At 70.2% G+C, this 26,209-nt stretch carries 22 protein-coding genes; 3 read left to right on the top strand and 19 right to left on the bottom strand.

The genetic code is table 11. The annotated features are described in order from the left end of the window. Positions 1–57: 57 nt before the first annotated feature. Genes ACFXMV_RS13430 through rpsP form a run of 5 tightly spaced genes read right to left on the bottom strand, consistent with a single transcriptional unit; the run spans position 58 to position 4,451 of the window. Positions 58–2,415, bottom strand: coding sequence for a Tex family protein (locus ACFXMV_RS13430; protein ID WP_378501813.1), 2,358 nt, complete (start codon positions 2,413–2,415; stop codon positions 58–60). A 51-nt stretch (positions 2,416–2,466) separates the two neighbouring features. Then, complete coding sequence (gene trmD, locus ACFXMV_RS13425) at positions 2,467–3,198, bottom strand: tRNA (guanosine(37)-N1)-methyltransferase TrmD (RefSeq protein ID WP_378503412.1); 732 nt, start codon at positions 3,196–3,198, stop codon at positions 2,467–2,469. 2 nt (positions 3,199–3,200) lie between these two features. Beyond that, entirely contained in the window at positions 3,201–3,728 is a 528-nt protein-coding gene (rimM, locus tag ACFXMV_RS13420) for a ribosome maturation factor RimM (protein ID WP_378503413.1), read from the bottom strand. A 13-nt stretch (positions 3,729–3,741) separates the two neighbouring features. Then, a complete protein-coding gene (locus ACFXMV_RS13415) occupies positions 3,742–3,984 on the bottom strand; it encodes an RNA-binding protein (protein WP_027499286.1) in 243 nt (80 codons plus the stop codon). Beyond that, a complete protein-coding gene (gene rpsP / locus ACFXMV_RS13410) occupies positions 3,981–4,451 on the bottom strand; it encodes a 30S ribosomal protein S16 (RefSeq protein WP_378503414.1) in 471 nt (156 codons plus the stop codon). Before rpsP ends, ACFXMV_RS13415 begins: the two co-directional genes overlap by 4 nt. 283 nt (positions 4,452–4,734) lie before the next feature. Here rpsP and ACFXMV_RS13405 point away from each other — a divergent pair, with 283 nt between their 5' ends. Together ACFXMV_RS13405 and ACFXMV_RS13400 are read left to right on the top strand one after the other, a co-directional pair. Continuing rightward, the gene (locus tag ACFXMV_RS13405) at positions 4,735–5,607 is read left to right on the top strand and encodes a DUF5336 domain-containing protein (protein ID WP_378503415.1); all 873 of its coding nucleotides are present in this window, start codon (positions 4,735–4,737) and stop codon (positions 5,605–5,607) included. Further along, positions 5,604–6,476, top strand: coding sequence for an NADase-type glycan-binding domain-containing protein (locus ACFXMV_RS13400; protein WP_378498342.1), 873 nt, complete (start codon positions 5,604–5,606; stop codon positions 6,474–6,476). The genes ACFXMV_RS13405 and ACFXMV_RS13400 overlap by 4 nt, the downstream gene beginning before the upstream one ends. Before the next feature lie 6 nt (positions 6,477–6,482). Here the strand turns inward: ACFXMV_RS13400 and ACFXMV_RS13395 are convergent, their stop codons facing one another. The 11 genes from ACFXMV_RS13395 to ACFXMV_RS13345 all read right to left on the bottom strand — a co-directional run bounded on the left by ACFXMV_RS13395 (position 6,483) and on the right by ACFXMV_RS13345 (position 22,292). Then, on the bottom strand, positions 6,483–7,577 hold the full coding sequence (locus ACFXMV_RS13395; protein WP_378498343.1) for an amidohydrolase family protein: 1,095 nt from the start codon (positions 7,575–7,577) through the stop codon (positions 6,483–6,485). Positions 7,578–7,579: 2 nt separating this feature from the next. Then, on the bottom strand, positions 7,580–9,181 hold the full coding sequence (gene ffh, locus ACFXMV_RS13390) for a signal recognition particle protein (RefSeq protein ID WP_378498344.1): 1,602 nt from the start codon (positions 9,179–9,181) through the stop codon (positions 7,580–7,582). 50 nt (positions 9,182–9,231) lie between these two features. Further along, positions 9,232–11,769, bottom strand: a complete 2,538-nt coding sequence (locus ACFXMV_RS13385) for a [protein-PII] uridylyltransferase (protein WP_378503416.1) — start codon at positions 11,767–11,769, stop codon at positions 9,232–9,234. Continuing rightward, entirely contained in the window at positions 11,759–12,097 is a 339-nt protein-coding gene (locus ACFXMV_RS13380) for a P-II family nitrogen regulator (RefSeq protein WP_005240467.1), read from the bottom strand. The genes ACFXMV_RS13385 and ACFXMV_RS13380 overlap by 11 nt, the downstream gene beginning before the upstream one ends. Before the next feature lie 5 nt (positions 12,098–12,102). Then, entirely contained in the window at positions 12,103–13,410 is a 1,308-nt protein-coding gene (locus ACFXMV_RS13375) for an ammonium transporter (RefSeq protein WP_378498360.1), read from the bottom strand. A gap of 304 nt (positions 13,411–13,714) precedes the next feature. After that, the gene (locus ACFXMV_RS13370) at positions 13,715–15,028 is read right to left on the bottom strand and encodes an Hsp70 family protein (RefSeq protein WP_378498346.1); all 1,314 of its coding nucleotides are present in this window, start codon (positions 15,026–15,028) and stop codon (positions 13,715–13,717) included. A gap of 57 nt (positions 15,029–15,085) precedes the next feature. After that, on the bottom strand, positions 15,086–15,790 hold the full coding sequence (locus ACFXMV_RS13365) for a hypothetical protein (protein ID WP_378498347.1): 705 nt from the start codon (positions 15,788–15,790) through the stop codon (positions 15,086–15,088). A gap of 237 nt (positions 15,791–16,027) precedes the next feature. Further along, positions 16,028–17,344 (bottom strand): signal recognition particle-docking protein FtsY, encoded by a 1,317-nt coding sequence (gene ftsY, locus ACFXMV_RS13360; RefSeq protein ID WP_378498348.1) that lies wholly within the window; start codon positions 17,342–17,344, stop codon positions 16,028–16,030. A gap of 92 nt (positions 17,345–17,436) precedes the next feature. After that, positions 17,437–17,694, bottom strand: a complete 258-nt coding sequence (locus tag ACFXMV_RS13355) for a hypothetical protein (protein ID WP_378498349.1) — start codon at positions 17,692–17,694, stop codon at positions 17,437–17,439. Between the two features lie 131 nt (positions 17,695–17,825). After that, a complete protein-coding gene (gene smc / locus ACFXMV_RS13350) occupies positions 17,826–21,443 on the bottom strand; it encodes a chromosome segregation protein SMC (protein WP_378503300.1) in 3,618 nt (1,205 codons plus the stop codon). Between the two features lie 72 nt (positions 21,444–21,515). Then, on the bottom strand, positions 21,516–22,292 hold the full coding sequence (locus tag ACFXMV_RS13345; RefSeq protein ID WP_378498352.1) for a VOC family protein: 777 nt from the start codon (positions 22,290–22,292) through the stop codon (positions 21,516–21,518). A gap of 78 nt (positions 22,293–22,370) precedes the next feature. On the opposite strand from ACFXMV_RS13345, the gene ACFXMV_RS13340 reads away from it, so the two are divergent. Beyond that, positions 22,371–23,921 carry an APC family permease gene (locus ACFXMV_RS13340; protein ID WP_378498353.1) on the top strand — a complete coding sequence of 517 codons (1,551 nt, stop codon included), beginning with the start codon at positions 22,371–22,373 and terminating at the stop codon, positions 23,919–23,921. An 11-nt stretch (positions 23,922–23,932) separates the two neighbouring features. Here ACFXMV_RS13340 and ACFXMV_RS13335 read toward each other — a convergent pair whose 3' ends face one another. From ACFXMV_RS13335 to ACFXMV_RS13325, 3 genes are all read right to left on the bottom strand, one after another. Then, a complete protein-coding gene (locus ACFXMV_RS13335; protein ID WP_378498354.1) occupies positions 23,933–24,550 on the bottom strand; it encodes an acetate uptake transporter in 618 nt (205 codons plus the stop codon). Positions 24,551–24,699: 149 nt separating this feature from the next. Next, positions 24,700–25,746 carry a serine hydrolase domain-containing protein gene (locus tag ACFXMV_RS13330; protein ID WP_378503299.1) on the bottom strand — a complete coding sequence of 349 codons (1,047 nt, stop codon included), beginning with the start codon at positions 25,744–25,746 and terminating at the stop codon, positions 24,700–24,702. Further along, entirely contained in the window at positions 25,746–26,201 is a 456-nt protein-coding gene (locus ACFXMV_RS13325; protein WP_378498356.1) for a DUF350 domain-containing protein, read from the bottom strand. The genes ACFXMV_RS13330 and ACFXMV_RS13325 overlap by 1 nt, the downstream gene beginning before the upstream one ends. Positions 26,202–26,209 lie beyond the last annotated feature (8 nt).

The following is a 26,209-nucleotide window of genomic DNA, read 5'->3' as shown; positions in this document are numbered from 1 at the left end:
CCGTGCGCGGTTGACGGGTCTAGGGACCCGCTAGCCGCGCACGGGCAGCGAAGCTGCCTACTTGCCGAAGCCGGCTTTGCGGAGTGCGTCGGCCATCGAACCGCCTGCGGGGCTGTTGCTTCCCGACGAGCCGCCGCCCTGTCGCTGACCGCCCTGGCGCTGGCCGGCGTTCCGCTGACCGCCACCCTGACGCGGTCCGCCACCTTGGCGCTGTCCTCCCCCGCCCTGACCACGCTCCTGCTTCGCGGCGCCGGGCTCGTCGTCCAGGCGCAGGCTCAGCCCGATGCGCTGGCGCGGGAGGTCGACCTCCATCACCTTCACCTTCACCACATCACCCGACTTGACCACCTCGCGCGGGTCCTTCACGAAGTTGTGCGACATCGCCGAGACGTGCACGAGCCCGTCCTGGTGCACCCCCACGTCGACGAACGCGCCGAACGCGGCGACGTTGGTGACCACGCCCTCGAGCGTCATGCCCGGCTTGAGGTCGGCGACCTTCTCCACGCCCGACGCGAACGTCGCGGTCTTGAACTCCGGACGCGGATCGCGGCCCGGCTTCTCCAGCTCCGCGATGATGTCGGTGACGGTCGGCAGGCCGAACTGTTCGTCGGCGAAGTCCTGCGGCCGCAGGGATCGCAGCGCCGAGGTGTTGCCGATGATCTCCTTGACCCCGGTTCCGGTGGCGTCGACGATCCGCCGCACCACGGGGTAGGCCTCCGGGTGCACGGCGGAGGCGTCCAGCGGGTCGTCGCCGTCGGTGATCTTGAGGAAGCCGGCGCACTGCTCGAACGCCTTCGGCCCGAGCCGCGCGACGTCGAGGATGCTCTTGCGGCTGCGGAAGGGCCCGTTGCTGTCTCGGTGTGCGACGATCGACTCGGCCAGCGAGCCGGTGATGCCCGAGACCCGCGAGAGCAGCGGCACCGAGGCGGTGTTGACGTCCACGCCGACCGCGTTCACCGCGTCCTCGACGACCGCGGCCAGCGAGCGCGCGAGCAGCGTCTCGGAGATGTCGTGCTGGTACTGACCCACGCCGATCGACTTCGGGTCGATCTTCACCAGCTCGGCCAGCGGGTCCTGCAGCCGGCGCGCGATGGACACCGCGCCGCGGATCGACACGTCCAGGTCCGGCAGTTCCGCGGAGGCGTACGCGGAGGCCGAGTACACCGACGCACCCGCCTCCGAGACCATCACCTTGGTGAGCCCGGCCTCAGGGAACTTCTTGATCAGGTCCGCCGCCAGCGCGTCCGTCTCGCGGGACGCCGTCCCGTTGCCGATCGCGATCAGGTCGACCTTGTGCCTGGCGGCCAGCGCGGCGAGGGTCGCCAGCGACTGGTCCCACTTGTTGGCGGGCTGGTGCGGATAGATGGTGTCGTGCGCGAGCACCTTGCCGGTGGAGTCGACGACGGCGACCTTCGTGCCGGTCCGGAAGCCGGGGTCCAGGCCCATCGTGGCGCGGGTGCCTGCGGGTGCCGCGAGCAGCAGGTCCTTGAGGTTCATCGCGAACACGTCGACGGCGTCCTGCTCGGCGGCCTGACGCAGCCGCATCCGGGTGTCGATGCCGAGGGTGATCAGCATCTTGGTCTTCCAGGCCCAACGGACCGTGTCGAGCAGCCACCGGTCCGCCGGGCGTCCGCGGTCGGCGACGCCGAACCGGCCGGCGATCCGGCCCTCGTAGACGCTGACCTCACCGAGCGCGAGCTCCTCGGTCTCGGGGTCGAGGGTCAGCGAGAGCACCTCCTCCTTCTCGCCACGGAACATGGCGAGGATGCGGTGGCTGGGTAGCTTGCCGAACGGCTCGGAGAACTCGAAGTAGTCGGCGAACTTGGCGCCGTCGGTCTCCTTGCCCTTGCGGACCGCGGACTTGACCTGGCCGCGGGTCCACATCAGCTCGCGCAGCTCACCGACCAGGTCGGCGTCCTCGGCGAACTGCTCGACCAGGATGGAACGGGCGCCGTCGAGCTGCTCGGCGGTGTACTGCGCGGGGTCCGTGCTCGGGTCCGACAGCAGCGTGTCGGCGACCGGCTGGTGCCCGGCCTCGCGGGCGATCTGCGCCTTGGTCCGCCGCTTCGGCTTGAACGGCAGGTAGATGTCCTCGAGCCGGGCCTTGGTGTCGGCCAACATGATCTGGCCGGCGAGCTCGTCGGTGAGCTTGTCCTGAGAGCGGATCGATTCGAGCACCGACTCGCGGCGCTCATCGAGCTCACGCAGGTAGCGCAGCCGCTCCTCGAGCAGTCGCAGCTGGGCGTCGTCGAGGGTGCCGGTGACCTCCTTGCGGTACCGGGCGATGAAGGGAACCGTCGCGCCGCCGTCGAGCAGGTCGACCGCAGCGCGGACCTGCTCCTCCCGGACGCCGAGTTCCTCGGCGATACGCGCGTTGACTGATTTCAGAGCTGGTGCATTCAGAGCTGAGGTCACGGCGATCGACCCTACCGGCAGCCACCGACAACGCCCGACTGATCGGGACCGTCAGGAGTCGAGGACGGTGCGGTCGGCGGCCGAGAGCTCGACGTGTTCGAGCAGGTCAGGCCGACGCTCGCCGGTGCGGAGCAGCGACTGCTCCCGGCGCCAGCGGGCCACCTTTGCGTGGTCACCGGAGAGCAGGATCGGCGGCACCTCGAGCTCGCGCCAGCTCACCGGCCGTGTGTAGCTGGGACCCTCCAGCAGACCGTCGGAGAACGAATCCTCTTGGTGCGACTGCTGATTGCCGAGCACACCGGGGAGCAGCCGGACGACCGCCTCGGCCATCACCAGCACCGCGGCCTCCCCGCCGATGAGCACGTAGTCGCCGATGCTGACCTCTTCGACCCGCACCCGCCTGGCCGCGTCGTCGAACACCCGCTGGTCGATGCCCTCATACCGGCCGCAGGCGAACACGAGGCGCTTCTCCCCCGCCCAGCGGTGCGCGGTGGCCTGCGTGAAGGGCACGCCTGCCGGGGTCGGCACCACCAGCAAGGTCTCCGGGTCCGGCCCGGTGCCGAGCACCTCGTCCAGCGCCTCGCCCCAGACGGTCGGCTTCATGACCATGCCGGGCCCGCCGCCATACGGCGAGTCGTCGACCGCCTTGTGGACGTCATGGGTCCAGTCCCGCAGGTCGTGCACGCCGACGGAGATCAGGCCCTTGTCGATGGCCTTGCCCAGCAACGCCGTTCGCAACGGCTCGAGGTACTCGGGAAAGATCGTGATGACGTCGAGGCGCACAGCTACTCCGGATTCAGAAGTCCCTCAGGCGGATCGATCTCGATGACTCCGTCGGCGACGGACACGGAGGTGACGATGGCCGCGACAAACGGGATCAGGATCTCGCCGGACTGCTGTCCCTCCGGACGAACGGAGAGCAGCTCGCCCGCGGCCGAGTGCAACACCTCGTTGACCGAGCCGACCGGGGTGCCGTCGACCAGCCGGACGGCGAGGCCCTCGAGCTCGTGGTCGTAGAACTCGTCGGGGTCGTCCGACGGCGGAAGGTCAGCGGTGTCGACGATGAACAGCGTGCCGCGGATCGCGTCGGCGGACGTGCGGTCGTCGATTCCCTCGAGACGCAGCAGAAGCCGCCCGGAATGTTCCCGGGCGGCTTCCACCGTGTAGCTGGTGAGTTTCTGCTCGCGGGGCTTGCGGCCGTGCAACACGGTGCCGACCGCAAAACGCTCATCGGGGTTGTCGGTCCGTATGTCTACGGCCAGTTCACCCCTGATGCCGTGCGACTTGGCCACACGCCCGATGACGAGCTCCACTGCCCGATCCCGACTACTGATCGGTGTCGACCACGTCGACGCGGATCCCGCGGCCACCGATACCGGTGACGAGGGTCCGCAGTGCGGTCGCGGTGCGCCCGCCACGCCCGATGACCTTGCCCAGGTCCTCAGGGTTCACGTGCACCTCGACCGTCCGCCCACGGCGTCCGGTCGAGAGCTCGACCCGGACGTCGTCGGGGTTGGCGACGATGCCGCGAACGAGCTGTTCGACGGCATCGGCGACAACGGCGCTCACTTGTCAGCAGCCTCGGAATCCGCGGCGGCCTCGGCCTCGGCGGGCGCCTCGGCAGCAGCCTCGGCGTCGTCGGCCTTGGCAGCCTTCTTCTTCTTCGGGGTGATGGCCTCGGCCACCGGCTCGCTGTCGGCCTGCGCCAGCGCGGCCTGGAAGAGCTCCAGCTTGGTCGGCTTGGCTTCCTTGACCTTCAGGGTGCCCTCGGCGCCCGGCAGGCCCTTGAACTTCTGCCAGTCACCGGTGATCTTGAGGAGTGCCTCGACCGGCTCGGTCGGCTGCGCGCCGACACCCAGCCAGTACTGCGCGCGCTCCGAGTCGATCTCGATCAGGGAGGGCTCTTCCTTGGGGTGGTACTTGCCGATGGTCTCGATCGCACGGCCGTTGCGGCGGGTGCGAGAGTCGGCGATGACGACGCGGTAGTGCGGGGTACGGATCTTGCCGAGCCGCATGAGCTTGATCTTGACAGCCATGGTGGAGCCTTTCAGATGGTCACGGCGCAATTCAGCGATGCGCAAGGCCTGCGCACCCGGTTTCGCGTTGAGGGGTGTCGTGACCGCCGCGCGGTACGTGACCGGAGACGGGCGAACAGCGGTTCATTCTGCCAGATGATGGGGTCGCGCCGTTAATCGCTCGAGGCCGCCGGTGTTTCGCGCTCCCATCGGCTCCACCTCAGCCTAGACTCCGATGACACGTAATCGCCGCAGGTCGGTGACGAATTCCACGGAAGTTGTCGCTCGTTCACAAGGGGGATCCATGTCCAACGCGCCGTTCGCAGCGCCTGCCGCGGGACCGCCGGTCGCGGCCGTCGGCCGGCCGAACGCACTCGCCATCGCAGTGCTCACCCTCGGCCTGCTCAATCTGTTGCTGGGCTTCGGGCCGTACTTCCTCGTCCGAACCTCGGGCGACGAGATCAACGTCAACGGATTCCTCCTCCCTCAGGGTCTGCTGGTCGTCGTCTTCCTGTTGTTCTCCGGCATCAGCGCGGGCCTGTCCACCGTGTCGCGACTGTCCCAGTTCCCCGGCGCTGCGCCGGTCCTGCGGGCCATCGCCACCGCCGCTGCCGCGGTCGGCGCCCTGCTGGCCCTGTTCCTGCTGATCGCGATCAGCAACGTCCCCACCCTCACTGGGGACTTCGTCGGCGACTCCGACGACGACGTGAGCCTCGGCGTCTCGCTCGGTTGGGGCGGGATCGCGATCCTCGCCCTGGCGATCCTGCAGACGCTGTTGGCATTCACCGCGCTGGCCTACGACCTGGGGCTGATCCAGCCGCGGTCGGCCCGCAGGCAGGACGCGACCGCAGTCCACCCACCCGAGTTCGCGGACCTGATCGACGCGGACGGCCCGGCGCCACAGCCCTCCGTCGCCGCGGCGCCCGCGCCGACCAAGCCCTACACGCAGGCACTCGCGCTCGATCCGTACACCCCGATGCAGACCCTCGGTCACATCGCCCAGTCCGATGCGTCGCTGCGTCCCTACGTCGCGGCGAATCCCAGCGCGTATCCCGACCTGCTGGACTGGCTGGCCGAACTCGGCGACCCGGAAGTCGACGCCGCGCTGAAGGCCCGCCCCGACCGCGCCGGAGACAAGGCAGCCGACAAGGCCGCCGAGAAGGTGGAGGCCCCGTGACCCCCGTTTTCGAGAATTCGCCCGACGACGGACCGCGCCCCGCCGCCGAGTCGACTCCGCCGCCGCCACCACCGCCTCCGCCGCCGGCCCAGCCACTTTTCGACGCACCGGCGCCGCCCGCACCCGGCCGAGGTCCGCTGTCCTGGAAGGGCTGGCTCGGCATCGGCGCGGCAGTCACCGCCGCGGTCGTGCTGCTCGCGGGCGGCGGCTTCCTGCTCAACTCGTCGCTCGCCCGCGACACCGACGGCCAGGCGACGGCCGCCGACAGCGAGCCCAACGACAGCAACGACTTCGGCGGTGGCGACTTCGGCGGTGGCGACTTCGGCGGAGAAGGCGAGTTCGGCGACGTCGCCGCGGCGATCACCCCCACCGGTGCCGTCCCGACCTGCGTCGCCTACCCGCCCGCCGTCGATTCCACCGGCAGGAAGATCTCCTACGAGGCCCCGAACGCCACGGACGGCGACCTCACCACGGCGTGGCGCTGCGCGGGCACCAATGGCCAGGTGCTGTCGGTGAGCTTCGCCTGCAAGCTCGACCTCACCTCCGTCGGGATCGATCCCGGCTACGACAAGAAGGACGTGGATGGCTCGGACCGGTTCGTCCAGAACCGGAAGGTCACCAAGGTCACCTGGGCCTTCGACGACGGAACCTCCGTCACCCAGGAGGTCCGGCCGGAGCGCGGGATCCAGACGCTCGAGGTCGACAAGGCGGCCAAGACCGTCACCCTGACGATCAACGAGACGGTGGACGGCCAGCCGGTGAAGAACGCGGCGGGCCAGGAGTCCGCGCCGTTCAACGACGTCACCTCGGTCAGCGAGGTCCGGTTCAACGGCCGCGCCGACGCCGGGGCCGACCCCTGCGTCAAATAGGCAACGTCACACAAACCGGCCGCGGACCTGCACCACCCGGCCGCGCAGCATGACCAGGTCCGGGGCGGCGAGCACCTCGGGCCCGGTGCGCGGGTCCTGCTCGTAGACGAGCAGGTCGGCTGACGCGCCCTGCTCGAGACCGGGACGGCCGAGCCACTTCCTGGCGTCCCAGCACGCCGCGCCGAGCGCCGCCGTCGGTCCCAGCCCGGCACGCGCGAGCTCGGCGACCTCGTCGGCGATCCGGCCGTGCCGGATGGAGCCGCCCGCGTCGGTGCCCGCGAAGATCGGGACGCCTGCGGCGTGCGCGGCGGCGACCGTCTCATAGCGTCGGGCGTGCAGGTCCCGCATGTGCGCGGCGTACACCGGGAACCGGGTCGCCGAGTCCGCGATCTCCGGGAACGTCGCGATGTTGATCAGCGTCGGCACCAGCGCGGTACCCCGCAGGGCCATCATCTCGATGGTGTCCGACGTCAGGCCGGTGCCGTGTTCGATGCAGTCGATACCCGCCTCGATCAAGCCGGGCAGCGCGTCCTCGCCGAACACGTGCGCGGTGACCCTGGCCCCGACCCGGTGCGCGGCGTCGATCGCCTCCTTGAGCACCGCGTCGCCCCACAGCGGGCGCAGGTCCCCGGCGTCGCGGTCGATCCAGTCGCCGACGAGCTTGACCCAGCCGTCGCCGCGCAGCGCCTGCTCGGTGACAGCGGCGGGCAGCTGCGACTCGTCCTCGAGGTCGACAGGCAGCCCGCGGATGTACCGCTTGGTCATCGCGATGTGGCGGCCCGCGCGAATGATCCGCGGCAGGTCGTCGCGGGCGTCGAGGTGGCGGGTGTCCACCGGTGACCCGGCGTCACGCAGCAGCAGGACCCCGCAGTCGCGTTCGGTCTCGGCCTGCGCGAGCAGACCCGCCTCGTCCTCGTGGCCGCCGCCGTAGCGAATGCCGATGTGGCAGTGCGCGTCGACGAGTCCGGGCAGGATCCACCCGGTCTCGGTCAGCGTTCGCGCGCCAGGGACCGGCTCCGTGCCGATCAGCCCGTCGTCGCCGACCCACAGCTCGACGCCCTGCTCGTCGGGCAAACCCACACCGCGCAGCCGCAGTGCCATTTCTACTTCTTGGGGAGCTTCAGCTGGGACAGGTCGATGCCCTCGAGTCCGGGCGGCAGCTCGTCGAGGCCCTTCGGCATCTTCGACAGGTCCATGCCCGCGGGCAGCCCGGGGAATCCGGCGGGCATCCCACCCGGCATCCCACCCGGCATCCCGCCGGGCATGCCGGGGAAGCCGCCGCGGATCTTCGGCTGGGTCGGGCCCTTGCCGCCCTTCTTCCCCTTCTTGCCCTTCTTGCTGCGCTGGTTCGCGCGGGCTCCCGGCATCCCCATCCGGCCCGCCATCGCGGCCATCATCTTGCGGGCCTCGAAGAACCGGTCCACCAGCTGATTGACGTCGGAGACCTTGACCCCGGAGCCGTTGGCGATGCGCAGCCGGCGGGAGGCGTTGATGATCTTCGGGTCGTCGCGTTCCGCGGGCGTCATGCCGCGGATGATCGCCTGCACGCGGTCGAGCTGCTTCTCGTCGACGTTGGCGAGCGCGTCCTTCATCTGCCCGGCGCCGGGCAGCATGCCGAGCAGATTGCCGATCGGGCCCATCTTCCGCACGGCCATCATCTGCTCGAGGAAGTCCTCGAGGGTCAACTGTCCGGAGCCGATCTTCTGGGCGGCGGCCTCGGCCTGCTTCGCGTCGAAGACCTGCTCGGCCTGCTCGATCAGGCTGAGCACGTCGCCCATGCCCAGGATCCGGCTGGCCATCCGGTCCGGGTGGAAGACGTCGAAGTCCTCGAGCTTCTCACCGGTGGACGCGAACAGGATCGGCTCGCCGGTGATCTCCCGGACGCTCAGCGCGGCACCGCCGCGGGCGTCGCCGTCGAGCTTGGTCAGCACCACGCCGGTGAAGCCGACGCCCGCACGGAACGCCTCCGCCGTCTGCACGGCGTCCTGACCGGTCATCGCGTCGAGGACGAACAGGATCTCGTCCGGGTAGACGGCGTCGCGGATGCCCGCCGCCTGACCCATCAGTTCCTCGTCGATGCCGAGTCGGCCCGCGGTGTCGACGATGACCACGTCGTGCTGCTTGGCCTTGGCCTCCTGGATGCCCTGCCAGGCGATGTCGACCGGGTCGGCGGCCGACTGACCCAGCTCGTTCTCGCCGCCGCCGATCGAGGTGCCCGGGTGCGGCGCGAACACGGCCGCGCCCGCGCGCTCGCCGACGATCTGGAGCTGGCTGACCGCGCCGGGACGCTGCAGGTCGCAGGCCACCAGGAGCGGCGTGTGCCCCTGTCCGGTGAGCCACTTCGCGAGCTTGCCCGCGAGAGTGGTCTTACCGGAGCCCTGCAGGCCGGCGAGCATGATGACCGTCGGCGGGTTCTTCGCGAACCGCAGTCGCCTGGTCTCGCCGCCGAGGATCCCGACGAGCTCCTCGTTGACGATCTTGACGACCTGCTGCGCTGGGTTCAGCGCGCCGGAGACCTCGGCGCCCTTGGCGCGCTCCTTGATCTTCTCGATGAAGGTGCGGACCACGGGCAGCGCGACGTCGGCCTCGAGCAGGGCGAGCCGGATCTCCCTGCAGGTGGCGTCGATGTCGGCGCCGGACAGGCGCCCCTTACCCCGGAGGTCTTTGAGGGCACCGGTCAACCTGTCGGAAAGGGATTCGAACACCGATCGGGCTCCTGGCTGTCGCGTGGGCGTTTCGGTCAAGCCTAGCCGCTCTACCCGGCGCCCCCGCCCGTGGCGCCATTGTCGACGCCGTCGGCGTCCCCGGCCTTGCGCGGTCGGGGCGCCGGGACCACAGCGAGCACCGCCGCCTCGAACTCTTCCCTGGTGACCCGCGAGTCGGTGTCGCCGAGGTGAAGACAGAACGCGTCGACCACCGACGCGCCTAGCGTGGAGACCCGCGCCCACCGGATGTCGGCGCCGAGCCGCTCGAGGACGCTCGCCAGCCGGCACAGCAGCCCGAGGCGGTCCTCGGCCCGCAGCTCGAGGATCACCTGACCGTCCACCGGAGTGTCGAACCAGATGATCCGCGGCGGCGCCTGCGCGTACTGCACCGGCACCCCCTCGGTGCCGCGCTCGAGGGCCTGCTCGACCTGAGCCTGCTGCTCCTTCTCCTCGAGCATCGCGACCAGGTCCAGTTCCCCGGAGATCGCCCGGATCAGTTCCTGGCGCAGCAGACCGGCCTGCGGCGGCGCGCCGAACCGGGGGGCCACCGTGAACGAGTTCACGGCCGCTCCCTCGTGGCTGCCCAGCGAGGCCGAGAGCACCCGCAGCGAATGCAGGGCCAGCACACCCGCGGCGTCCGACAGCAGGCCAAGCGTGTCGGGCGCGACGACCGTGACGGTGTAGGTGTGCGCGCCCTCCGCGGGCCGCAGCAGCACGTGCACGCCCCCGTCGGCCGCCAACGCCGCGTGCTCCGGGTCGATCGGATCCGGGGTCGGCAGCTGCTCGCCCGCCATCACCATCCGGCAACGCCGGACCAGTTCCCGGATCAGCGACGACTTCCAGTCCCCCCACACGCCCGGCCCGGTGGCCAGGGAATCGGCCTCGGCGAGGGCATAGAGCAGTTCGAGCACGACGGTGTCGCCGCCCAGTGCCTCCACGACCATCCGCACCGTCGCCGGGTCGTCGAGGTCGCGGCGGGTGGCTGTTTCCGGCAACAACAGGTGGTAGCGGACCATCGCGCTGAGCACCGCCACGTCCGACGGCCACAGCCCGAGCCTGTTGCCGATCTGATTGGCGAGTTCGGCGCCGACGAGGCTGTGATCGCCGCCGCGCCCCTTCCCGATGTCGTGCAGCAGTGCGCCGAGCACCAGCAGGTCCGGCCGGGACACCCGGGTGGTGAATCCGCTGGCGTAGGCCGCGGTCTCGACCAGGTGCCGATCCACCGTCCAGGTGTGGACGGCGTCGCGCGGCGGCAGGTCGCGGATGGCGCCCCATTCCGGCAGCAGCCGCCCCCACAGCCCGGTGCGGTCGAGCGCCTCGACCACCGCGATCGTGTTCTTGCCGGAGCCGAGCAGCACGAGCAGGTCGTCGAGCGCCTCCTTCGGCCACGGCTCCCGCAGCTCGGGTGCGCTGTCCGAGAGCCGATTCAGCGTGGACGCGGAGATCGGCATGCCGGACTGCGCGGCGGCCGCGGCCACGCGCATGATCAATCCGGGGTCCTTGTTCGGCTTCGCGTCGCGCGCGAGCACCACCTCGCCCGCGTGCTCGACCACCCCCTCGTCCAGCGGCCGTCGCACCGGCGTCCGGCGCAGCCTCGACAGTCCCCGGCGCGGCAGCGCGTTCCCCGCCGTCCGCAGTCCGACGTCGACGGAGTAGCTGATCGTGCGGGCCGAATCGCTGAGCATCCGGGCCAGGTCGAACCGGTCTCCGATCCGCAGGGCGGCGCCGATCTCGTCGGCGTCCTGGGCGCGGAGCTGGTCGCGGGCGCGGCCGGCCACCCGGTGCAGTTCGGTGCGCACGTCCAGCAGCCGGTCGTGCGCGAATGCCAGTCCGCCGCCGGGTGTCTGCGGTCCCAGTCCCGGCACCGCATCGGTCAGCTGCGCGATCGCCAGTGCGCTGAGCAGCTGGATGTCCCGCAGACCGCCGCGGCCGTTCTTGATGTCCGGTTCGGCCCGGTGCGCGATCTCGCCGCTGCGCGCCCACCGCGCGCGGGCCTGCTCGACGAGTTCGTCGAAACGCGAACGGATCCCGGTTCGCCACTGCCGCCGCACCCCGCCGATCAGCAGGTTGCTCAGCTCCACATCGCCTGCGATGTGCCGGGCCTCGAGCAGCCCGAGGGCTGCGGTCAGATCCGAGGACGCCACCTGGAGCGCCTGCGGGACGGTCCGGACGCTGTGGTCGAGCTTGATGTGCGCGTCCCACAACGGATACCAGAGCCGGTCGGCCACATCGGAGACAACGACTGGGTCGATGTCGTCGTGCAGCAGCACCAGGTCCAGGTCGGAATACGGCAGCAGCTCGCGACGACCAAGCCCGCCGACCGCGACGATCGCGAATCCGCTGTCCGGCTTGATACCGAGCTCGGCGCCCTTGGTGGTCAGCCAGAACTCGTGCAGGTCCACCAGCGCCTGCCGCAGCGCGACGGTGTCGAGGCGACGGGTCCGGGAACCGCCGTCCAGCAACTGCTTCCGGGCACGGACCAGATCGTCGGCGGCGACCATGCCCCCGGACGCGGGCGGCCCCGACCCCGCCGACGTCGCGGCGGGATCGGGGCCACCAGATCCGGACCCTGTTGGGTCAGAGCGCATCCGCGCCCCGTTCACCCGTTCGCACGCGGATGACGGATTCGACGGGCGAGACCCACACCTTGCCGTCTCCGATCTTCCCGGTACGAGCGGCCTCGACGATGACCTCGACCACCTTGTCCACGGCGGCGTCGTCGACGACGACCTCGACGCGAACCTTGGGTACGAAGTCGACCGAGTACTCGGCGCCGCGGTAAACCTCGGTGTGGCCCTTCTGACGGCCGTAGCCCTGAACCTCACTGACGGTCATTCCGAGCACCCCGGCCTGCTCCAGGCCGGTCTTGACGTCCTCGAGAGTGAACGGCTTGACGATTGCGGTGATCAACTTCATGTTTTTCATGCCTCCCTGACGGTCGAGCGCCCCGGTACCGAGCTTCCGCCGAGTGCGGCGAAGTCGTATGCGTTCTCAGCGTGTTCTGCTTCGTCCACACCGAGGGCCTCGGCCTCGTCGCTGGCCCGGAGGCCGATCGTGTACTTCACGATGAGCGCGACGATCGTCGTGGCGACGAGCGAGTACAGCAGAACCGCACCCGCGCCGGCCGCCTGACGCCACAGCTGGTCGAAGCCACCACCATAGAACAGTCCCTTGACGCCCGCGGGAGCCTCGGCCGTCGCGACGAGACCGACCAGCAGGGTGCCGACGAGACCGCCGACCAGGTGGACGCCGACGACATCAAGCGAATCGTCGTATCCGAAGCGGTATTTCAGTCCGACCGCGAGGGCGCAGAGGACACCCGCGACCACACCGATGAACAGCGCGCCGACCACGTTGACCGAGGAACACGCAGGGGTGATGGCGACCAGACCTGCGACGATGCCGGAAGCGGCGCCGAGGGTGGTGGCGTGGCCGTCACGCAGGCGCTCGACCAGGAGCCAGGACAGCATCGCGGCGCAGGTGGCGATGACGGTGGTGAGGAAGGTGGCGCCAGCAATGCCGTTGGAGCCCACCGCGGATCCCGCGTTGAATCCGAACCAGCCGAACCACAGCAGGGCAGCGCCGAGCATCACAAACGGCAGGTTGTGCGGACGGAAGGGCGTTCCCGGCCAGCCGCGGCGCTTGCCGAGGATGATCGCGAGCACCAGGCCCGCGACGCCCGCGTTGATGTGGACCGCGGTGCCACCGGCGAAGTCGATCGCCTTGAGCTGGTTGGCGATCCAGCCGCCCGTCTCGGCGGTGACGCCGTCGAAGGCGAAGACCCAGTGCGCCACCGGGAAGTAGACGATGGTCGCCCACAGGCCGGCGAACAGGAGCCAGGGGCCGAACCGGAGGCGGTCGGCAACCGCGCCCGAGATCAGGGCGACGGTGATGATCGCGAACATCGCCTGGAAGGCGACGAACACGGTGGCCGGGATGGTTCCGACGAGCGGGATGGCCATGTCGGCGCCGGTGTCGGCGTCGGCCAGGTAGGCGCCGCCGAAGATGCCCTTCAGGCCGAAGTACTGGAACGGGTCACCGATCAGGCCGCCCATGTCGTCACCGAAGGCCACCGAGTAACCGAACAGGACCCAGAGGATGCCCACAACGCCCATCGCGCCGATGCTCATCATGATCATGTTCAGCACGCTCTTGGCCCGGACCATGCCGCCGTAGAAGAACGCGAGCCCCGGCGTCATCAGCAACACGAGCGCGGCGCTGATCAGCATCCACGCGGTGTCCCCGGTGTCCGGCGCCCCGATTGTGGGAAATTCCACGTTGAGCCTCCTCCTTCTGTCGTCCCGCCCCTTGCGGCATTCGACTTGATGTGAAGACTGCTCAGCCGGTGTTTCGGCTGTGGCGCTGCCGTGTTTCGCTCGGGTGAACGCATCGCGGAAGTGTGTTGCTTCTGCGTTTCACGAACCTGTCGCCCCCGTGAATGTCCCTGTGCGGACGGCGAGCCGGGCGACGCCCGACGGCTTCGTTACTGATTCGTTAGGCGTCCGGCGTCGGCCGCGACGTCGCCGAGAGAACTCATGGGTAAGCGGTGGTCAACTCCCCCGCCGGGTCGTCCACGGGCGTCACATCCTGACCCGGTGTCTGCGGTTCGGTCGCCGGCGTCGCCGTGGCCTGGGCCGGTTCGGGCGTCGGGGTCGCCGGGGTCTGGGCGGGTTCGGGCGTCGGGGTCGCCGTGGCCTGGGCCGGTTCGGTCGTCGGCACGGCGGGCGACTCGGTGGCTGGCAACACGGTTGCGGGCGACGTCGCGAGTGGTGGGGCCACGGGAACCTGCGGAGGCGGAGCGGCAACGCTTCCTTCACGCTGGGACGGACGGTCGTGGTCGGGCTCGGCGTACGTGACCCGGTGCGTCGGTGCCTCCAGGATCGCGACCGCGTCGCGCTCGGCGGTGAGGTCGCCGGCCGAGATGGCGTCGAGCACCGCTGGGGCCTCGCGCGGTTCGGGCGGAAGTCCACCGACCGACGAGATATCGCCGACAACCATCCGCGGGGCGCTCGCGGCCGGACTGTCCGGAACCGGATGCGACGCTGATCCGGTGAGGGCAACGGCCGGAACTGCGAGGACCGCGGCGGCGGCGATCCCGGCGGCTGCCCAGCGCGGCCATCGCGCCGAATCCCGCCCGGTGGGGCTCGCACTCCCGGCCGCCACCAGGGACCGCGCCGCCAGGACAGCCGCGCCGCGAGCGGCGGTGGATCCGGGGTCCGGCCCGCACATGACGGGGATGTTCAGCTCCCCTGCCAGTAGGTCCTCGACGAGGTGGGTCTTGGCTGCGCCGCCGGTCAGCAGCACCAGATCCAGATCCGAGGGATCGGCACCCGCCGCGCGCAGGCAATCCAAGACCAGCCCACCCCCGAACTCAGTCGAGCGCAACGGCCTTCCGACGATCGTTGCTCGGTCACTTCCGTGGCCGACTGCGACCAGGGTGATGTCCAGGCTCGATCCGCCGAGGTCGTAGACCAGCGCCAGCGCACCGTCGTGCGGAGCGCGGACCGTCTCGAGCCACGCGACGGCTGCGATTGGCTCGGGGACCAGCTCGACCTCGGGGAGTCCCGCCTGGTCAAGAGCGGCGCGCAGCTCGGCCACCGAGTGGTCCGCGTACACCGCGGGGTAGGTGAGCACGACCGGCCGAGCGTCGGACGCGGGTGCGTCGGCGCACGCCTCCGCGATCAGGCTGCGCGCCTCCGCGGCAACCCGATCGGGGCCGGAATCCGGGAGGCCGCCGCCGTTCGGTGTGGCGCCGCGCGTGAGCGTCAGCCAGTCCGCCGCATCGTCGGGGAGCACCGCGGCGACGGCGTTGACCGTCCCGATGCTCAATCCGATGCCGTGTGCCATGGTGCGTCGTCCTCTCCAACGTGCGCTTCTCGGGCATCTCCGATCTGCCCGCGATGATCAGTGCTGTGCGTTCCAGAAGCCGATCCATACCGCGCCCCACCAGCAGAGTTGGGACACCATCGCGGTAGCGGCTCCCCACACCATCAGTCGCGGTGTGAGCGGAATCGAGTCGTGTTGGGAGATACGCCGACTCAGGATGAGCGCTTGGAGCCCGTTCACGGTCAGAGCCAGCACCAGCGCCATCTTGATCCGGGTGAGGTCCGACGCGAGATCCGGTTCGAGCAGCGCCCCGCTGGCGACGAGGCCGGCGAGCCCAGCCCAGATGGGCAGGTGCAGGCGCTCCGCGCCGCGGATCGCCTCGGCAAGCGTGCACCGACCGGACAGCCACACCAGCACGAGGTAGTCGGCGACCAGGACCCCGCCGAAACCGAGCACCAGCGAAGCCAGATGCACGAACAGCGCGGCGGTGTGGAGCGCCGGGTCCACCTCGACGTGCGCCGAGATCCACAAGACGGCTGCGATGATGGTTGACGCCCCGAGCGCGGCGCCCACAACGATCCACCACGAGTCATGCAGGGCGTGAGGACGCTGGGGAACGGGCGCAGGCCACGCCGATCGACGCTTCGACGCGATCTTCGGATGAATGCCGGAATGCTGTGGTCCCCACGTCACTGCCTCGGGGCGCGGCTTCCACGAATGGGCCGCGTCGGAGGCGGTGGATGGTCCAACGGGGTCGGCGAAGACGTCGACGTGGTCATACATGGGTGATCGTCCTGACACGTGGGGCGAAACCTGCGCGAGGTTCGATGCTGATTGCTGATGGTTGGCGCGCGCTGCCCCGCGCAGAAAGAAACTAAGCCTGCCCTTTGTGAGGGCAGGCTTAGTCAATGTCTTCGGTCATCCGAAGTCAAACCGATGTGGCATCAATCACAACAGCCAAACATGCTGGTAGCGACCTCGACGACCGTCCAGTTCGCACCGAATCGCGTTCCGCTGGCATCAGCCAAGCAGTGCGTCCACGAACGCGCCCGGCTCGAACGGTGCCAGGTCGTCGGCGCCCTCTCCCAGCCCGACCAGCTTCACCGGGACCCCCAGCTCGTGCTGCACCTGGAAGACGATGCCACCCTTCGCCGTACCGTCGAGCTTGGTCAGCACCACCCCGGTGATGTCGACGACCTCGGCGAACACCCGCGCCTGCACCAGCCCGTTCTGACCGATCGTCGCGTCGAGCACCAGCAGCACCTCGTCGACCGAGGCCCGCTTCTCCACCACCCGCTTGACCTTGCCGAGCTCGTCCATCAGTCCGGTCTTGGTGTGCAGGCGGCCCGCGGTGTCCACGATCACGACGTCGACCCCGGTCTCGATGCCCTTGGTCACCGAGTCGTACGCGATCGCGGCGGGGTCGGCGCCCTCGTTGCCGCGCACCACCTCGGCCCCGACCCGCTCGGCCCAGGTCTGCAGCTGATCGGCCGCGGCCGCACGGAACGTGTCGGCCGCGCCCAGCAGGACGCGCCTGCCGTCCGCGACCAGCACGCGCGCCAGCTTGCCGGTGCTCGTGGTCTTGCCGGTGCCGTTCACGCCGACCACCAGCAACACGCCGGGGGTCGAATCATGCGGGAGGGCCTTGATCGAACGGTCGAACTCGGGATGGAGCGCGTCGATCAGCACGGCGCGCAGCAGCGCCCGCGCCTCCGCCTCGGTCTTGACCGAGCCGGCGGCGATCTCGGCCCGCAGCCTGGTGACGATCTGCTCCGTGGTGGCGCTGCCGAGGTCCGCGACCAGCAGCGTGTCCTCGATCTCCTCCCAGGAGGCCTCGTCCAGGTCGCCGCCGCCGAGCAGGCCGAGCAGGCTCTTGCCGACCGCAGACTGGGACCGCGCGAGCCGTCCGCGCAGCCGGTCCAGCCGTCCCGCGGTCGGCGCGATCTCCTCCAGCGCGGCAGGCGCGGCCGCAGCGGTCGCAGGCTCGACGGGCACGGGCGTCGGCGCCGGCTCGACGGGGGCCGGCTCGACCTCGACGGGGGCCGGCTCGACGGGGGCGGGCGCCGCCTCCGTGACCGGCTCCTCGACCGGCAGCTCGACCGGTGGCGTCGGCCGCGTCACGGGCGGCGCGGTAGCCGTCGCGCCCTGACTGAAGCTGATCCCACTCTCGGGCTGGTAGCCCCCGGATCGGTCCTTCGGCTGCGCCAGCTCGCCGGGCGCGGGCTGCGTGGGCTGCAGGCTGACCCGCCGCCGCCGATACAGCGTCCAGCCCACGACGAGCGCGACGAGAAGGACGGCCACGACGGCCGCGATTGCGATCCAAGCTCCGGTATTCACGCCCTCATCCTTTCAGGCACCGTCCCGGCACAGAAAAGCGACGGCCGCGCGAGCACCTGGCTCGCGCGGCCGTCGCGGGAAGTTCGCCCCGGTCAGCGAGCGTTCGCGCGACCCTTGGTGACCATCGCGATGACAGCGGTCAGCAATCCGCCGACGGCGCCGCCCGCGCCGATCTGCGCGACAATCTGCCCGAAGTCCAACCCGCTACCGGTGGCGGCCTGAATGATCGCGCCGGTGATACCACCGCCGACCGCGCCGCTCACGCTGTTGCCCGCGACGCCGAGGCCCTTGTTGGCACCGGCGAGGTTGCCGCCGACGAGACCGCCCAGAACACCCAACAGCCATTCCATGTCGAACTCCTTGTCGCTGATGCGAAGTCACCCACGGTGGGTCTCACCAGAGCGTATGCAGCACTGACCTGCGATTGCCGCAAATACGGGGGAATTTGATCTTGTGTCGTCGAGGGTTGGTTGCCCGTTGCTCACTCCGCGACGGGCTGGGCAACCGCCAGGTTCTGCCCGCGCAGGCGCTGCGAGATCACCTGAGTGATGCCGTCGCCGCGCATGCTGACGCCGTACAGGGCGTCGGCCACCTCCATGGTCGGCTTCTGGTGCGTGATGACGATGAGCTGCGACTTCTCGCGCAGCTGCTCGAACAGGCCGATCAGGCGCCGCAGGTTGGTGTCGTCGAGGGCCGCCTCCACCTCGTCCATCACATAGAACGGGGAGGGACGTGCCCGGAAGATCGCCACCAGCATCGCCACCGCGGTCAGTGACTTCTCGCCACCGGAGAGCAGCGAGAGCCGCTTGACCTTCTTGCCGGGCGGACGCGCCTCCACCTCGATGCCGGTGGTGAGCATGTCGGACGGATTGGTCAGGACCAGCCTGCCCTCGCCGCCGGGGAACAGTTTCGCGAACACCCCGACGAACTCGCGCTCGACGTCCAGCCACGCCTCCGTGAACACCTGCAGGATCCGGGCGTCGACGTCGGCGACCACCCCGAGCAGGTCCTTGCGCGCGGTCTTGACGTCCTCGAGCTGGGTGGCCAGGAAGTTGTAGCGCTCTTCGAGCGCCGCGAACTCCTCCAGCGCAAGGGGATTGACCTTGCCGAGGGTCGCGAGGTCCCGCTCGGCCCGCTTGGCCCGGCGCTCCTGGGTGTCCCGGTCGTACGGCATCGGCGTTGGGGCGACCACCTGCTCGCCGCGCTCCCTGGCCTGCTCGTACTCGGCCATCTCGAGCGCCGACGGCGGCAGCGGCACCTCGGGTCCGTACTCCGCGATGAGGTCCTCGAGCCCGATTCCGTGTTGCTCCGAAATGGTCTCCTCGAGCTGCTCGATCCTCAGTGCCGCCTGTGCCCTGGCCACCTCGTCGCGATGCACGGCGTCGGTCAGCGCGGTCAGTTGGCCGGTGTACTGGCGGACCCGCTCCTTGACCGTCTCCAGTTGCTGGGTGCGTTCGGCCCGCTGACGAGTCAGGCCGTCGCGGTGCGCCACCGCAGCCGCGACCACCTCCTCCAGGTGCGCCGCCACCCGCCTGCCGGACTCCGCGACCGCGGCGGCGACGGCGGCCGCGTTCTGCCGCGCGGCCATGGCCCGTTCCGCGCGGGCCCGGGCGTCGCGCTCCGCCTGCGCCGCGCGCCGCAGCGAATCCGCCTTGCCGCGAACCGATTCCGCACGTTCCTCGGCGGTCCGCAGCGTCAGGCGGGCCTCCATCTCCACGGCCCGCACCTCGGTGAGCGCCGCGGCAGCGGCCTCCCGCTCGCCGCTGCTGGGGTCGCCTGCCGCCGGGTCGCCGTCCATCGTCTGTTCCTGCTGGGCAAGCGCGAGGCGCTCCTCCAGCTCCCGCAGCGCCGCGACCGCGTCCTCGCGGCCGGTCTCGGCGGCGGTGCGCTGATTGGCCAGGCGGTCGGATTCGGCGTGCGCGGCGCGGGCCACCTGTCCGAGCCGGCCGAGCTGCTCGTAGATCGCGGACAACGCGGCGTCCGACTCGTTCAGCGCGGCCAGGGTCTGCTCGGCGGATTCGGTGCGGTCCGCCTTCTCGGCCAGCGCGCCGGACAGTGCGGCCGCGAGTTCGTCGGCCCGGCGTTCGGCGTCGGCGAGGCCCGCGGTGGACGCGTCGATGGCGGACTGCACCTCCAGCGTGGAGGGTCGCCGATCGGAGCCGCCGGTGATCCAGCCCGCCCCCACGAGGTCACCGTCCAGGGTGACCGCGCGCAGGCCAGGCCTGCCGACGACGAGGTCCGCGGCCTCCTCGAGGGTGTCGACCACCGCGACCTCGCCGAGCAGCGCGGTCAGCGCACCGCGGAGGTTGTCGGGGTGCTCGACCAGGTCGAGCGCGCGGTGCGCGGCTCCGGGCAGTGTCGCGTCATCACGCGGCGGCGCCGCGGCGACACCCCCGATGACCAGTGCGGCGCGACCACCGTCGGCGTCCTTGAGGGCCACGACGGCCGACCGTGCGTCGACGATCGTCTGCGCGGCGACGGCGTCGGCTGCGGGTCCGAGCGCCGCGGCGATCGCGGTTTCGTATCCGGACCGGATGCGGAGCATCCCGGCGAGCGGGCCGATCAGTCCGTCCCCGGAGCGGTGCTCGACCAACCAGGCGGCGCCGTCCTTCTGCTGCAACCCGATCGAGAGGGCCTCGATCCTGGCCCGCAGCGACGCGACCTCCTGTCCCGCGGCGCGCTCCGCGTCCTGGAGTTCGGTCACCCGGGCAGTGGCGCTGTCCAGCGCGGCGACGGCGCGCTCGTGATGACTGTCGAGCCCGAGTTCACCCGCGTCCAGATCGCCGATCTTGTCCTGGACACTCTCGAACTCGGCCTGCGCAGCGTCGCCGCGCGCTCGGGCGTCCTCGATGGCCAGCGAGAGCCGGGCGACCTCGGAGTCGACGGAGTCTGCCCTGGTACGCAGCGTGTCGACCTGGCCGGAGAGCCGGGCCAGACCCTCGCGGCGATCGGCGATGGCCCGGACGGCTGCCATGTGCGCACGCTCGGCCGCGGCCGACGCCTCCTCGTACTGGGTCAGCTGGTCCTTGGCTGCGTCGAGGGTCGCCCTGGCGACCTCGAGGGCCTCCGCCAGCTCCGCCTCCTCCGCCGCGACGCGTTCGGCCTGCGCCTCGAGCTGATCGGGGTCCTGCCCGCGGCCGGCCGCGGGCGCGCTGTCGAGGTGGCGGGCCCGTTCGCTGGCGATCCGGATGGTGGCGTTGACCCGCTCGGCCAGCGCGGAGAGCTGGAACCACGTCTGGCCCGCGGCCTCGGCGCTTGGCGTCAGCCGGGCCAGCGCCTGCTCGTGGGCGCCGAGCTCCGCGGACGCCGCCTCGAGCTCCGCCTGTACGTGCTCCTGCTGGGCGCGGGCCATCGCCTCGTCCTGCGACTGGGACGCCAGCTCCGCCCGCCGGGTGACCAGGTCGTCGGCCGCCAGCCGCAGCCGGGCGTCGCGCAGATCGGCCTGCACGGTCTGCGCGCGCCTGGCGACCTCGGCCTGCCTGCTCAGCGGCTTGAGCTGGCGCCGCAGCTCGGCGGTGAGGTCGGTGAGGCGGGCCAGGTTGGCCTGCATGGCGTCCAGCTTCCGGACGGCCTTTTCCTTGCGCTTGCGGTGCTTGAGGACGCCCGCGGCCTCCTCGATGAACGCGCGGCGGTCCTCCGGGCGGGACTCGAGGATCGCGGCGAGCCGGCCCTGGCCGACGATGACGTGCATCTCCCGGCCGATGCCGGAGTCGCTGAGCAGTTCCTGGACGTCCATCAGCCGGCACGAGCTGCCGTTGATCTCGTACTCGCCTGCGCCGTCCCGGAACATCCTCCGGGTGATCGAGACCTCGGAGTACTCGATCGGCAGTGCGCCGTCGGAGTTGTCGATGGTGAGCGTGACCTCGGCGCGGCCGAGCGGGGGCCGGCCGGAGGTGCCGGCGAAGATGACGTCTTCCATCTTGCCGCCGCGCAGCGCCTTCGCGCCCTGCTCGCCCATCACCCAGGTGAGGGCGTCGAGGATGTTCGACTTGCCGGACCCGTTGGGCCCCACCACGCAGGTGATGCCCGGTTCGAACCGCAGAGTCGTCGCGGACGCGAAGGACTTGAAGCCCTTCAGCGTCAGACTCTTGAGATGCATGGCGAATGACGTTACTGCACCGCACCGACCGAATCGGCCATTGAACGCCGCGCCGGGACGAAGACCCGGGCCCTACCCCGATGTGCCGGGAACCGGGGAGCCCACGGTGAACTTCGCGCCGAACGGGTCGGTGACCTCCGCGGTCCGCCCGTACGGCATGTCCGTCGGGTCCTCCGCGGTGCCCCCGGCCGCCCGGGCGGCGGCGACGGCCGCGTTCGCGTCGTCCACCTGGAACAGCGTGCCCCAGGCCGCTGCGGGCGCGGCCGGGTCACCGATGATGCCGCCGATCTCGTGTCCGTCCGGTCGGCGTAGAAATGTGAAGTCCATGCCGGGCAGGTCGTCGTTCCCGTCCAGCGTGAAGTCGAACACCGCAGCGTAGAAGTCGCGGGCCGGGCCGGGTCTCGGCGTCACCAGGTCGTTGCGCAGCAGCGTGTTCGGCTCGTTCACCAACTCGCAGCCGACGTGCGCCTGCCCCTGCCACAGCCCGAACTGTCCGCCCGAGGGATCTCGCATGATCGCCATCCGACCCTGCCCCATCACGTCCATCGGCTCGACCAGCACGGCACCGCCCGCATCCCTGGATCGAGCGACCGTTTCGTCGACGTCGTCGGTTGCCAGGTAGACATTCCACCAGAAATCGGTCGCGTTCTCGTCGGGGTTCGGCATCAGTGCGGCGACCTTCTTGCCCCGCACCAGACACATCGTGTACCGCCCGGACTCTTCGGGGCCGATGTCGAATTCCCAGCCGAAGACCTGCCCGTAGAACGACATCGCCCGATCCAGGTCGGGGATGCCCAGGTCGATCCAGGTGGGGGTGCCAAGCGGTTGGTTCGTCGTGACGGCGCTCATCGCTACTCCTCAACTGTCGGGTACGCCGTCGACGGTAGCCTTCGGCACCGACACCGGCCCTGCATTACTCTCCCCCGAGTGATCGATGATGTGACCAGTTCCAAGGGGCTCAGGACGGGGGCCCTGAGCCTGACCTCCAGCGTGGTGATCGGAGTGGCCTCGGCCGGTCCCGCCTACAGCATCGCGGCCACCCTCGGCCTCGTCGTCGCGGCCGTCGGGCTGCAGGCCCCGGTGGTCGCGCTCCTCGCGTTCGTCCCGATCCTGTTCGCCGCGTTCGGTTACAAGGAGCTCAACCGCGCCGACCCGGACTGCGGCACCACCTTCGTCTGGGCCACCCGCGCCTTCGGTCCGTCCTGGGGGTGGATGGCCGGCTGGGCCATCGTGGTGGCGGACGTGCTGGTGATGGCGAGCATGGCCCAGGTCGCGGGCCAGTACACCTTTCTGCTGTTCGGCGCGGACGGGATCGGCCACGACGCGACCAGCGTCTGGGTGCTGCTGCTCGGGGTGGCGTTCATGCTGGCCATGACCTACCTGTGCTTCCGCGGGATCGACATCTCGGCGCGCTTCCAGTCGGTGCTGCTGACGATCGAGTTCGTCGCGCTGGTGGTGTTCGCGGTGGTCGCGCTGGTCCGGGTGTGGCTGGGCAACGCGGGCGCCGCGGCCCTGACCCCGCAGTGGAGCTGGTTCAACCCGTTCGAGATCGGCTCGTTCTCCACGTTCGTCAACGCGATCCTGCTGATGGTGTTCATCTACTGGGGCTGGGACTCGGTGGTCTCCGTCAACGAGGAGACCGTCGACAAGCGGCGCACCCCTGGCCGCTCCGCGGTGATCTCGACGGTCGTGCTGGTCGCGCTCTACGTCCTCGTCACGGTCGCGGCGCAGTCCTTCGCCGGAATCGGCGAGGAGGGAACCGGTTTGGCCAACCCGGAACATGTGGACGACATCTTCGCCGCGCTCGGCACCGCGGTGTTCGGCGAGAGCATGCTCGGACAGATCGCGGTCCACGTGTTGCTGCTGATGATCCTGACCTCGGCCATTGCGTCGACGCAGACCACCATCCTGCCGACCGCACGCACCACCCTGTCGATGGGCGTGTTCAAGGCGCTGCCGGACAGCTTCGCGAAGGTGCACCCCCGGTTCCTGACGCCGACGGTGTCCACCCTCGCGATGGGCGCGGTGTCCGCGGCGCTCTACATCGCCTTCAACTTCGTCTCCGCGGGCAACCTGATCTTCGATTCGGTCTCCGCGATCGGGATCGCGGTCGGCTTCTACTACGGCATGACCGGGGTGGCCTGCGCCTGGCTGTACCGCGGCACCGTGCGCGAGGGGGGGCGCGCGCTGTGGATGCGGGTCGTCCTGCCGCTGATCGGTGGCGCGATGCTGCTGTTCGCCGCCGGCTGGACGGCGGTCACCTCGTTCGCGTCGGACTACGGCGAGACCAGTTGGACGCTGCCGTTCGCCCCGCACTGGCAGATCGGTGGGGTGTTCATCCTCGGCGTGGGATCGATGCTGCTGGGTCTGCCACTGATGTGGTGGTGGCGCAGCCGCGATCGCCGGTTCTTCGACGGCGAGATCATCGGGCGCGGGCTGCCGTCCGAGCAGGTCGACGAGCCGGCGCCCGTCGGCTGAGGCCCGCCAACCTACCTGTACCGCGGGCCGGTGGGCATGACCACGCGCCCGAACGTCGTGCTGAGCACCCCGGCAGCGGAGGTGTACCACGCGGCGACGGCAGCGGCGAGTCCGGCGTAGCCGCCGACCTTCGTCAGGCCGGGCTGCTCCAGGAGCGCTCCAAGGGTCAGGAAGATGAAGGCGATGAGGAGCACCGAGAAGGTGACGAAGAGGGCATTGCTGACCTGGGTGCTGGCGAACCACATGTAGGTGGTGAAGATGGTCCAGGCCAGCAGGAAGACTCCCACCCCGACGTGCTTGTCAGCGCCCATGTCCTCGGCGCTGAATGTGCTCAGGTACCAGAAGCTCAGCCAAAAGCCGCCGTACGAGGAAAAGGCCGTCGCCCCGAAGACGTTGCCCTTGAGGAACTCCCACATGCCGGCGGCGAGCTGGGTGAGGCCGCCGTAGAACAGCGCCACCCCGAGGACGGCGGCCTCCGCCTCCGCGGAGATGAGTCCGGCGTTGGCGCTGGACAGGATGAACGTGGTCAGGGCAAAGGCTGCCAGACCAAGCGGTCCGGGGTCGGCGATGTGGGCGCCCCTGTGGACGGGGACAGCGATCTCGTTGGGGTCGTCTTCGGTGTACGGCATCCGCTTGCCTCTTTCGGGCGAGGTGACCCGGAACGGCCTCCCGGGCCTCCTGTGGACGATTCGAACTACATCCAGTGTGCTCCTGGCAACGCGAAACATCGACAGGCCTGCTCATCGAACCCAACCGTCGACCGGAGCTGTCGGCGCCGTCAGCCCTCGCGCATGCGGCGCAGCAGGTCGACGGCCGATCGTTCGCGGTTCGCGGCCGTGTCCTGCAGGACGACGAGCGCGACTCCGTTGGTCCGGTCGAGCACGATGTTGCCGGAGAAGCCGCCGGTTCCGCCCGCATGCATGGTGTAGTCCACCCCGTCGATCGCCGCGATGCCCCAGCCGTAGCCCCGACGCAGCGTCGGGGCATCAGACCACCGCGGCTGCAGCGCAGCGCTTCCCGGAGCGTCCCCCCGGATCAGTGCCTGCGCGTAGGCCGCCATGTCCGCGAGGGTCGACCGTGCTCCTCCCGCCGGTGCGTAGGCGTCGATCGCCCAGGGTTCCTGGGGACGCCCGGATTCATCGACGCCAGTGCTCACGTCCGCGGGCAGATCGGCATTCGTGCCGGGGATCCACGTGTCGTCGAGTCCGAGAGGTTCGACGATTCGCGCGTTCGCGAGGGTCGGGTAGTCGGTGTGCGCTGCGGCCGCCAAGGCCTGACCGAGCAGCGCGTACCCCAGCGTCGAATACCTGAACGACCCGCGACCGATCAACGGCGCCACCCGTGCGTGGGCCAGCAACTCCTCTCGGTTGAAGGTGAACGGGTTGCGCCCGTTGACCTTCCACTCGACACCACCCGCGACCATGTCAGGCGTCGCAGCGAACTCGAGCAGCCCCGAGCGGTGCCCGGCCAGTGCCTCCAGCGTGACATCCGCAACGGCCGTGCCCTGCACGGGCAGCAACTCCCCGAGCCGCGTGTCCGCGCGGACTTCAGCGCGGTCGATCGCGACGGAGAACAATTGCGCGGTGAACGTCTTCGTGATCGAACCGATCTCGTACTCACCCGCGTCGCCTTCCCCGAGGTGCGCCCGGGTGATTCCCGACGAATCCACGTAGGCCACATCGACCGAGCGGCCAGGCGAGGGCGCGAGGATCTCCCGCGCCAACTGCTCGAGGCGGGTCGGCGTGTCACCTCCGGTCGCCGCGGACGCGGAGCCACCGAAGCTCGTCAGCAGCGCGGCCGCGACAACCGCCGGAATCAGCCGCATCAGAGAATCGCGACTGCCACGATCAGACCGAGCGCGACGTGCGCGGCCGCGACCACCAGCACCTCGGGGGTGAAGCGCTCCTCGGCGAGCACCTCGCCGATGTCGATGCCGGTGACCAGTTCGATGAACCGCACCGAGAACACCTGCGCGACGATCCCGAGCAGGCCGAAGACGAGCGTGTAGATCAACCCCTCGGCCAGCTGGCCCGACGACGCGAAGATCGCGAGCACGATGATCAACGCCATGCTCACCATTCCGGCGGCGGTGACCGCTGCGGCGTTCGGCCTGCCCTCGCGGACCAGCGTCCGCAGGTGGCCGGGAGTGGTCCAGTCGATGGCGTAGAAGCCGAGGACCATCAGCACCAGACCGAGAATCGCGTAGAGCGCGATCGCGGCAACTCCCCTGCCCAGGTCGGACCAGTAATCGCTGCCGAGGGCCAGTACCTCAGTCGTCATCAATTGCT

Source organism: Rhodococcus sp. NPDC059179, from assembly GCF_042754885.1.
GTDB lineage: Bacteria > Actinomycetota > Actinomycetes > Mycobacteriales > Mycobacteriaceae > Rhodococcus_G.
Note: the sequence above shows the minus strand (reverse complement) of the source record. Positions and strands in the feature narration are given on the sequence as shown.